Here is an 8,077-nt window from a genome sequence, read left to right on the forward strand (position 1 = left end):
GCTGCGAGCTATTGGTGAAGCCCGTAGCATATGCAATGGCAGTTTGGTTCTTGCTTTGGAATTACCACCTCACTGCTCAGACTCCAACCCCGCTTCTATTGCCTGGCAAGTCAGCTGTAGCTGCTTGCACAGAAAAAGCGTAGCTTCTCGGGCAACTTCCGGTTTGGCCGTAGAGCTTTCGAGTGCTTGAATGGCTGCTGCTCCGCCTGCTATCCGCAGCAGGAGCACAATTGGCTTCACTCCGTGGGCTAGTTGCCCCACGGTATACCAGTCGTTGGCCGCAGCGGCTTGCTGCAAGGCTACTAGAGTGGCAGGCATTTCGCGCAGAAACACCTTTAGCATACGCTCCACAAAATGGAGGTTGCCCTTGCTTGTCTCCTTTAAAAAGGCTAGGTCGTACAAACCGGCAGCAGTGGCTTCGGGAGGCGAGGCTACAAGCTCGCTCATCACCGGCAATTGCGCTCCGTTCAGCACCTTCACAATGGTTTGGTGCAGTTGCTGCTCTTCGAAGGGCTTAATCAAGCAGGCGTTCATGCCGGCCGCCAAGTACCGCTCCTGGTCCCGACGCAGGGCGTTAGCCGTCAAGGCAATAATGGGAACCGTGGCGCGGCGCGGATCTGGATGGCGACGAATGAAGCTGGTTACTTCCACGCCGCTCATACCAGGCATCTGGATGTCCATTAGCACCACATCGTACAGGCGCTTGTTAAACAAATCGAGGGCTTCGGGGCCGTTGCTGGCACAGTCTACCTCCACCTCCCACGGTTGCAGCATCAAGGTGGAGATGCGCTGGTTGATGCGGTTGTCTTCGGCTAGCAGCACGCGCAGTTTGGCCAGCGCAGGCTGTTCGGCAGTTTTCAAGACCCGCACCGGCACTACGTGCGAGCGAGCCAGCGTTATGGCAAACGAAAACGTGCTGCCTTGTTCGGGCAAGCTTTCGACGACCAGCGTACCGCCCATCAGCTGCACCAGGCGCTGACTGATCGACAAGCCCAGCCCCGAGCCCCCAAACCGACGGGTGGTATCGGTGCTGGCCTGCGTGAAAATCTCGAAAATCTGCTCCTGCTTGTCAACTGGAATCCCGATGCCAGTGTCGCGCACCCAGAAGCGAATGGTTAGGGCCTCGGGGGTGTCGCGGAGCACGTCGCCGCCCAGCGTAACGCTGCCGTACTCCGTGAACTTGATGGCATTGGAAAGCAAGTTGAGCAGCACTTGATTGAGCCGGTGCGAATCGCCGAGCACAAAAGGCGGCTGAATCGGCAAGGGTGCTACCGACAAATACAGCCCCTTTTCCTCCGCCAAATAGGTCATCGTTTGGACGGCGCCCTGCACCGAAGCCCACAAGTCGAAGGCGGCGTGCTCGAGTTCCAGCTGACCGGCCGTAATCTTGGCCATGTCGAGCACATCGTTCACGACAGCCAGCAGGTGCTGCCCCGATTGGTTGATGGTGTCGAGCAGTTCACGCTGCTGCGCATCGAGTTCGGTTTTGGTGAGTAGTGCCGCCATGCCCAGCACGCCGTTGAGCGGCGTCCGGATTTCGTGGCTCATGCTGGCCAAGAAGTTGTCTTTGGCGCGGGCACTTTCTTCCACTTCCAGCTTGGCCTGGCGTAGTGCCCGCTCGGTGAGTACGCTTTCCGTAATGTCGTAGGCGGAAGCAACTACGTATGCTAATTGGCCGGCTTCTTCCACCTGATAGTTGTTGTATTGCAGGTAACGTTTTTCGCCTTGGCGCGTCAGCAGCGCAACAATGCTGCGCTGTCCGGGCTGCCGGGCAAACCCGGCCAGATACTCTTGCAGTTCCTCCTGGTACTTAGCAGGCACCACTTCGCGCAGATTTCTACCCACCAGTTCCTGAGCGGGCAAGCTCATCAACCGCTCAATGGCCGGATTAGCGGACAGCATATTTCCCTCTAGGTCGTGCGTGCAAATCAAGGCCTGGGAGTAGTGCACCAGGTCGCGGTACTTTTTCTCACTGCTTTCCAACTGCTGGCGAGCCAGTTTTATGTCGGTAATGTCGGTGACCACGCTCAGGACGTTCATTGTCCCATCGCTGCGCTCAAAGGGGCGTTTCATGGCTTGCATCCAGCGCACTTGCCCGTCGAGCAGCGTAAACAACGTAACGTAATTGAAGTCCTGATGCGTAGTTAGCACATAGTTGTGACTGTAGTTGACCTGCGCCACTTCCTGACTGATAACGGAATCTTCTGCCTCCTCAACGGTACCCTGTATCACTGACATATGGCGCACACGCCCCATGTAATCATCAAAGGTTTTGTTGCTGAAAACCAAGTTGTCAGCTTCGTCGCGCACATAGATGAGCGTAGGGCTGGCGTCGACTACCTGCCGAATAAACTCTTGCTGCTCGGCCAGTTTTCGCCGGATCAGTTCCTGCTCGGTTACGTTCTGTAGAATAATCAACACGGCCTGAGCGCCGGGCAGCGCCACCACGCGGGCCGCGTGAAAAGACACAACATGTTGCCTACTTAGCTCGAACGTGCAAGCACCGGGCTGCCCCGTGGTGCGCACCTGCTCGAGGCAGGAGGACAGGGATTGCCAGGAAGAAGCAGGCAGCAACTGTTCCAGCGAGGCGCCTGGCAATTGCGCTTCGGGTTGCAACAGGGGCGTGTCGCCGAGTTTGGCGTCTCGCACCAGCCCGTTAGTATCCACCACCAGAATGGTGTCGGGTAGGGCCGCAAACAGGGCGCGCAAACGCTCCTCGGTTTTGTAGCGTTGCGTGATATCGGTGCCATAGCCAATGAGCATCCGCGCCTGACCACTTTCGCCCCGAATGGCGTGCAAATGGCGCAGCGTGTAGCGCATGGCACCGTCGGGGAGCTGAAACGATTCTTCCCACACCACTTTGCCTTCCGCTACTGCCTGGGTCAGCAGCTGCTGGCGACGAACGGCAATTTCTGGGTTTCGGTTGCGATAGGCCACGTATTCCGCATCCGTCTTGCCTATCAGCCAAGTGCGCACGGCCGGATCGGCTACGGCCTTGGCATTCACGTAGCGGTAGCGATGATCGGGGTCGTATACCGCCGCTTCGCCGGGCAGAAAATCGAGAATGGTTTCGTAAAAATCCCGTTGCTCGTTGAGGCGGCGGCCATGTTCCTTGCGCTCAGTCACGTCGCGGAAGCAAATTAAGCGGCTGTTGGGCATGGCCTGGTTGCTTCCAATAGGAATATAATCGAGCTGCATGGTGCGGCCGTTGCGCAGTTGCATCTCGGTGCTGATGGCCACGCTCTCAGAAGCCCACGCCTTCTGAATCCAGGCGTCGAATGCCACCGGATTCAGCATCAAGGCCTGCATAACGGGTACTATATCAACGGAGGTTTTGCCGAGCCATTGGCTAGCCGAACCCGCCATGCCGAGCAGCGTGCACATTTGCTCGTTGATAAGGCTGATTGTTTCTTTATCATCATACAGTAGCACCCCTTCCGGCAGGAAATCAGCCAAGGTGGCCAAACGCTGCTCAGCCGTTGTTGCAGCGGTTCGCGCTACCCGCAACTCTTGCTCTAACTCGTGAATGCGCTGTTCGTGGTAAGTCATTCGTGCGTTCCTGTTCAAGGTATTCTACCATGAAAACGTACCAGCAAAGATACCGTATTCCCTTCCTACGTTTGTCAGCTAAAGTTGGCGCTGCTCCCTGTTTACCTAATTGGGAACACCCCGCTGGCAAGCGCAAGGCATTTATTTTGAAATGTAACTTTTAGGTTAACACCTCCGCTGTAGGCAGTACTACACCAACTTTCAATGGAATTGATTGAACTAAAAGCAAACCGCCCGCTTCCCCAAAATGGGAAAGCGGGCAGTTGATTACGAAGGCAGTTCTTTACCTCTTGGCGGAATATTCGGCATTTAGGTACGTAAGCACTTGCGGCGTAATGTCGAGGTCTTTGCGGCCGTAGGCGATGGTGCCACTGGGGGCAGCAATCAGAATCAGACGGTAGCCGTTGGCTTTGCCGTACTTCTCGATTTGCTTGTTGAGGCGCTCAAGTACGCTTTGGGTCATTTTAGCTTCCTCTTCCTGCGCCTGCTGCTGAAGTTTCTGCTGCCCTTGGCCAACTTGCTGCTGCTGGGCTTGCAGCTTTTGCTCGGTGGCAGCGCGCTGCTCGGCGGTCAGGCTCTCGGCTTGTTTCTGGTACTGCTGCACGGCGGTCTGAAAACCGCGAACCAGGGTTTGATTTTGGGCTTCCCAGCGCTTGGCTTTCGTTTCGAAAGCTTTGCGAGCGTCTTGCATGCCTTTGTAGCCGTCGAGCAGCTTGCTCGACTCCACGTAGGCGACCTTATCGGTGTCGGCTACGGCGGCCAAGTCGTTGGTATCGGTGGTAGCTACGGCACCGCTGGAGTCGGTGGATTGGGTGGCTACGGCGGCGGATTTGCGGGCGGGAGCAGTGGCGGGCTTGTTGGCGAAGTGCAGGTAAAACAACACCGCTACGGCAATAACCAGCACTGCGTTCAGAGCTAGTTGAAAGGAATTTTTCATGCGAGAAATAAAGAAGAAACGAATGTCGCCGCAACCGGCAGCCCAAAGAAACGCAAAAAAGGGCGGCCTGATTGTACGCTTCGAATCAATAGGTGTTAAACATCTAGTAAATTTTATATTTATTATCATTTTAGCATTACGCCTTATTTAACCTTTTCTTATGATGAAACACAGCTTCTTCTTGCTAACGCTGGCACTAGCTACTCTGGTTTGGCAACCCGCTGTGGCGCAAACCAAACAGCCCGCCCTCATTGACCGGGAGCTGCTGTTTGGCGACCCCGAAACATCGGGCGCCCAGCTTTCCCCCGATGGGCGATTTATGTCGTTTATTAAACCCTACAAGGGTACGCGCAACATCTGGGTGAAGCGCGTGGCCGAGCCGTTTGCGGCGGCCAAGCCGCTTACCGCCGACCTGATCCGGCCGGTGCGCAGCTACTTCTGGAGCCGCGACAGCAAATACGTGCTGTATGTGCAAGACAAAGGCGGCGACGAAAACTTCAACCTCTACGCCGTGGACCCGGCCGCCGCTCCCGCCACCGGTACCGACGTACCCGCCGCCCGCGACCTGACCGGCTTGAAGGGCGTGCGCGTGCAGCTCTACCACGTGCCCAAGACCGACCCTAACTCGCTTTACATTGGCCTCAATGACCGGGACAAGGCCTGGCACGACTTGTACAAGCTGAATTTAACCACCGGCGCGAAAACCCTGCTGCGCCAGAACCAGGACCGCCTGCAAAGCTGGAGCTTCGATTGGAACGACCAGCTCCGGCTGGCTTCCCGCTCGAACGCCGACGGCAGCAACGAGTTGTTGGTGGTGGAGGGCGACAAGTTCACGCCGGTTTACCGCACCACGATTGACGAGCAAAGCTACGTGGCGGGCTTCCACCAAGACAACAAGCGCGTTTACCTGGTCACGGACGGCGGCAGTTCTCGCGACCGGGCCGAGCTGGTGCTCTTCGACCCGGCCACCAAGCAGGAAGAGCTGCTCGATGCCGACCCACTCAAGCGGGTGGATTTTGGGGGCCTGATGCTGTCGGAGGTGACGCACGAGCCGATTGCCGTGACGTACGTGGACGACCGGATGCGGCGCGTGTGGAAAAACAAAGCCTTTGAAGCCGATTTTAAAACCATCCAGGCCAAAGTGCCCGGCGCCGACTTGTACCCGGTATCGTCGACGGCCGATGAGCGGCAGTGGCTGGTATCGGCGAGCAGCGCCACCCTGCCGGGCACCGTGTACTTCTTCGACCGCCAGACCAAAGCTTTGACCAAGCAGTACGACCTGCGGCCTAAGCTGAACAGCGCCGACCTGGCCGACATGCGGGTGGTGCGCTACCAGTCGTCGGATGGATTGAAGATTCCGGCGTATCTGACCTTGCCCAAAGGCGTGGCCCCCAAGAACCTGCCCGTCATCGTTCTGCCCCACGGCGGCCCCTGGTCTCGCGACAACTACGGGTTCAACACGCTGCACCAGTTCTTGGCCAACCGTGGCTACGCGGTGCTCTCGCCTAACTTCCGGGCCAGCACTGGCTACGGCAAAAGATTCGTGAATGCCGGCAACAACGAGTGGGGCCAGAAAATGCAGGACGACCTGACCTGGGGCGTGAAGTACCTGGTGGCCCAGGGCATTGCCGATCCGAAGCGGGTGGGCATCATGGGCGGCTCCTACGGCGGCTACGCCACGCTGGCCGGCGTCGCGTTTACGCCTGATTTATACGCGGTGGGCGTCGCCATTGTGGCGCCCTCCAACCTAATAACCCTGCTCAGCACCACGCCGGCGTATTGGGAAGCTGTTCGCCAGAAGTTTTACCGCCGCATGGGCGACCCGGCCACCGAGGCCGGCAAAGCGCAGCTTATCCGCCAGTCGCCGCTTACCTCGGCCGCCAAAATCAAGACTCCGCTCATGGTGGTGCAGGGCGCCAACGACCCGCGCGTAAATAAGGCCGAAGCCGACCAGATTGTGGTGGCCCTGCGCGACCGGAACTACCCGGTGCAGTACCTCTGCGCCCCCGACGAAGGCCACGGCTTCGCCCGCCCCATCAACAACATGGCCATGTACGCAGCGTCCGAAAAATTTCTGGCGGGGCACCTGGGCGGCCGTTTTCAGGAAAGTATGAGCCCAGCGGTAGCTCAACGGCTCAAGGAAATTACCGTGGACCCCAAAACGGTGGTGTTGGTCACCAAGACCGAGCCGGTAGTGGTCAAGTAACGCAAGCAATAGGCTGCCAACAGCAAGGCTCACCTCCAAAAGAAGTGGGCCTTGCTGTTAGGCTGTAGCGCGAAGCCTGCACTTCGCGTATCGTTAAACAACATTATTGCTGCTCACTCAACGATACGCGAAGCACAGGCTTCGCGCTACAGCCAACGGAAACAGAATAGCTTTGAATCAGGCTGCGTTTGTTGGGATGTCACTCGCTTCGGCTAGACTGTTAATGTGCCTCTTCTTCGTCGAGTTCCGGATCATCGGCCTCAGACTCCTGAAGTTTGCTCGGTTTCTCCTCGAAGGGTGGGGCCAGATCAGCGCGGCTAGGTGAGGCATCGGTGCGGCCCACATGTACCAGAGCATCGCCCTGGTTGACGACGGGCATGTGATTGACGCCAATAATGTAACCCGCTACCGGCGACTCTAGCCGCACGGCCGTTTCGCCGTAGGGGTCGGCGACGGAGCCGTACACTTCCCCCTTTTGAATATAGTCGCCGTTACGAACAAAGCTGCGGAACAGTCCTGCATATTTGGCTCGTAGCCACGTGGAGCGCACGCACAGCACGCCGGGCTCGGCTGGAGTGGCATCCGCCACCATGCCCAAGTGGTGCAGCAGCCGAAAGGTACCGGCAATAGCCAACTCGATACCTACTTCATCGAGCCGCAGCGATTCGCCGGTTTCGTACACGATAATGCGCCGGCCTTGCTGCATGGCCGCTTCGCGCAAAGAACCGGGACGCAACGAAGCGTTCAAGGTGAAAGGAGCGGCAAAAGCAGCAGCCAAGGCGTCGGTTTCCGGGTCTTCGTGCAGCAGGCACCGAATCTGGGGCATGTTGGAACGGGCGGCGCCGCCGGTATGGAAATCAATGCCGTAGTCAATCAAAGGCATGATTTCGCGCATAAAGCGGTGCGCTACCCGGCTGGCCAACGAGCCGCGGGGGTTGCCCGGAAAGCTCCGGTTAACGTCTTTGCCATCGGGCACCTCGCGGCTGAAATTTAGAAAGCCATAGATATTGAGAATGGGAATGGCAATGATGCTACCCTTCAACGGCCGCAGCATTTCCCGCCGAATCAGGCGGCGAATGGTTTCGATGCCGTTTACTTCGTCGCCGTGCATGCCGGCCAGCAGCAGTACGGTTGGGCCAGGCTTGTGAGAACGAAACACATGCACTGGGATGTCAATGACGGTACCCGAAGGAAGCCGCGAAATTACCAATCGGGTCTGTACATCCTCGCCCGGTTTGATAACGAGGCCATTGAGCAACATATCTTCGAAACGAGCAACTGGAATCAAGAGGCGGTAGAAATAAAGTGACGCAAAACTCGCGTTCTACGCTTTATTGAACATCCTGTACTGCAACGCCAGGCAACATAGCGCAACGGCTGAAAGC

At 57.6% G+C, this 8,077-nt stretch carries 4 protein-coding genes; 1 reads left to right on the forward strand and 3 read right to left on the reverse strand.

From position 1 onward, the window contains the following. Positions 1-69 precede the first annotated feature (69 nt). Both ACFE7X_RS20865 and ACFE7X_RS20870 read right to left on the reverse strand, forming a co-directional pair. Positions 70-3,549: a PAS domain S-box protein gene (locus tag ACFE7X_RS20865; protein ID WP_375437625.1), complete on the reverse strand. Its 3,480-nt coding sequence runs from the start codon at positions 3,547-3,549 to the stop codon at positions 70-72. Positions 3,550-3,832: 283 nt separating this feature from the next. Continuing rightward, positions 3,833-4,486 carry an OmpH family outer membrane protein gene (locus tag ACFE7X_RS20870; protein ID WP_375437626.1) on the reverse strand — a complete coding sequence of 218 codons (654 nt, stop codon included), beginning with the start codon at positions 4,484-4,486 and terminating at the stop codon, positions 3,833-3,835. A gap of 160 nt (positions 4,487-4,646) precedes the next feature. Between ACFE7X_RS20870 and ACFE7X_RS20875 the strand changes: the two genes are divergently transcribed. Next, positions 4,647-6,692 carry an alpha/beta fold hydrolase gene (locus ACFE7X_RS20875; RefSeq protein ID WP_375437627.1) on the forward strand — a complete coding sequence of 682 codons (2,046 nt, stop codon included), beginning with the start codon at positions 4,647-4,649 and terminating at the stop codon, positions 6,690-6,692. Between the two features lie 220 nt (positions 6,693-6,912). Here the strand turns inward: ACFE7X_RS20875 and ACFE7X_RS20880 are convergent, their stop codons facing one another. Further along, positions 6,913-7,980 carry a succinylglutamate desuccinylase/aspartoacylase family protein gene (locus tag ACFE7X_RS20880; protein ID WP_375437628.1) on the reverse strand — a complete coding sequence of 356 codons (1,068 nt, stop codon included), beginning with the start codon at positions 7,978-7,980 and terminating at the stop codon, positions 6,913-6,915. Positions 7,981-8,077: the final 97 nt, after the last annotated feature.

Origin of the sequence: uncultured Hymenobacter sp., assembly GCF_964242765.1 — a bacterium.
In the GTDB taxonomy this organism is placed as follows: Bacteria; Bacteroidota; Bacteroidia; order Cytophagales; family Hymenobacteraceae; genus Hymenobacter.